At 30.6% G+C, this 1,718-nt stretch carries 3 protein-coding genes and 1 tRNA gene; all 4 read left to right on the plus strand.

Annotation, left to right across the window (positions count from 1 at the left end; genetic code table 11):
- Window positions 1–18: 18 nt before the first annotated feature.
- The 4 genes from BS85_RS0109865 to BS85_RS0109880 all read left to right on the plus strand — a co-directional run bounded on the left by BS85_RS0109865 (window position 19) and on the right by BS85_RS0109880 (window position 1,567).
- Window positions 19–94 (plus strand) — tRNA-Ala (locus tag BS85_RS0109865).
- Window positions 95–186: 92 nt separating this feature from the next.
- A complete protein-coding gene (locus tag BS85_RS0109870) occupies window positions 187–519 on the plus strand; it encodes a hypothetical protein (RefSeq protein WP_026944633.1) in 333 nt (110 codons plus the stop codon).
- Between the two features lie 107 nt (window positions 520–626).
- A complete protein-coding gene (locus tag BS85_RS0109875) occupies window positions 627–956 on the plus strand; it encodes an ACT domain-containing protein (RefSeq protein ID WP_026944634.1) in 330 nt (109 codons plus the stop codon).
- Window positions 956–1,567: a LysE/ArgO family amino acid transporter gene (locus BS85_RS0109880; RefSeq protein ID WP_026944635.1), complete on the plus strand. Its 612-nt coding sequence runs from the start codon at window positions 956–958 to the stop codon at window positions 1,565–1,567. Before BS85_RS0109875 ends, BS85_RS0109880 begins: the two co-directional genes overlap by 1 nt.
- The last annotated feature ends 151 nt before the right edge of the window (window positions 1,568–1,718 follow it).

A 1,718-nucleotide genomic window follows, 5' to 3' on the forward strand; every position in this document is an offset into this window, starting at 1 on the left:
TCATCTAATAGTCCTCTTGGGGAATTAGCTCAGCTGGGAGAGCGCCTGCTTTGCACGCAGGAGGTCAGCGGTTCGATCCCGCTATTCTCCACCAAGAATACAAACCTATTATTACTCCCAATAAAATTCTAAGTGATTTCAAATAAAAATAGATTGATTGGATTTTGAAAATAAAGGATATTCTAAATGGATATTAAAATCCCCATTCTCCTATTTGACTATAAAGATATAGGAATAGATATTGTTGCCTTAAAGTCTAAAGTTGCCTCTTTTTGTGGCGAATTTCAACCTGATTACTATTTGTTGCATAAGAAAAAAATTGACTTCTTATTCCAAAATAATTTATTAACAACTAAGGATTACACAATAGATATTGCTTCTTTAGATTTACCTAATGGGATCACTAAAACTTTAGATTCTTTTGTTTCTAATAGAAAGCGTTTGATTTCGGAATATAGAATCAAAAATAAAGAAAAAGATATTAATATTCTAAGGATTCCAAGCTTTCCTTTTATTTAGTCTAATGCAAATTTGTTGGAAATATTCATATCATAGGCACTATGCAAGAAAGTTTAAAGAATTGCCTAATGGATTAGTAGCATTGGTTTTGATATAGAGATAGTTCAATGAAAATAGGAATCTTAGAGGGAGAATTTTTTATTTATAAAGTAGCAGAGAATCTAGTAGTAGATAAAAATATTTTTTGTCTTGTTCAAGAGATAGATGGTTTTAGCGTGATTGCCTTTGCTCATAAAGAAAAGCATTTTCCTATTTTTAAAGCATTTTATTTAGACGAATTAAATGATTTTAGTGAAAGTGGAATTTTGTATCAAGCTTTAAAACCTTTAAAAGAAAACCATATTAGTGTATTAGTAATATCAGCTTTGAATAGGGATTATATTTTTATTGATAAAAAGCACTTTGAACAGGCAATAAAATTAATGGGAATACAATAATGGAGTTTTTCTTTAAAGGATTCTTTCTCTCCTTGTCCCTCATTGTCGCCATTGGAGCGCAGAATGCTTTTATCATTAAGCAAGGCATAAGCAAGAATCATATTTTTGTAGTCAGTGGAATTTGCTTTCTTTGTGATGTTGTCTTAATGTGGCTTGGGGTTTTTGGAATAGGAGAATTTTTAGCCAAAAATAGAATCTTAAATTTACTCATTGCATCGGTTGGGATTCTTTTTGTTTTGTATTATGGATTTGTCTCTTTAAAATCCGCGTTTCTTACGGAATCCCTCCCTAAATTTTCACAATCTAATTCCTTACCTCTTAAAAAAACAATTTTATTAACTTTGGCGGTTACGCTTTTGAATCCCCATGTGTATTTGGACACCGTTTTTGTAGTAGGAGCTTCCGCATTAATGTTTAGCTTTGATGAAAAAATTATTTTTGCGTGTGGGGCATTAGCTGCGTCTTTTTTATGGTTTTTTGGTTTGGGGTATGGTGCTTTGAAGTTAAGTCGGATTCTTATTAAAATGACTAAAATAATAGACATTCTTATAGCGACTATAATGTTTTTTGTGGCTTTCTCGCTTTTACGCTATGTTTTAATTTCCTCTTAAGTTTTTTTATGTATAATCTCACTTCCATTTTTTGTTGAAAAATTTAAAATGCGTTATTTTACAACACATTGTTAAAGCCTAAAATAAGTAATAACTACAATCACGCAAATAACCAAGATTGTTTTAATGAATTTACATTCATTAAGGCAGT

Origin of the sequence: Helicobacter rodentium ATCC 700285 (assembly GCF_000687535.1) — a bacterium.
GTDB lineage: Bacteria > Campylobacterota > Campylobacteria > Campylobacterales > Helicobacteraceae > Helicobacter_D > Helicobacter_D rodentium.

Bases quoted from the DNA above. Each gene is read 5' to 3' on its own strand.
- BS85_RS0109870 (WP_026944633.1), top strand. From the start codon at position 187: ATGGATATTAAAATCCCCATTCTCCTATTTGACTATAAAGATATAGGA.
- BS85_RS0109875 (WP_026944634.1), top strand. From the start codon at position 627: ATGAAAATAGGAATCTTAGAGGGAGAATTTTTTATTTATAAAGTAGCA.
- BS85_RS0109880 (WP_026944635.1), top strand. From the start codon at position 956: ATGGAGTTTTTCTTTAAAGGATTCTTTCTCTCCTTGTCCCTCATTGTC.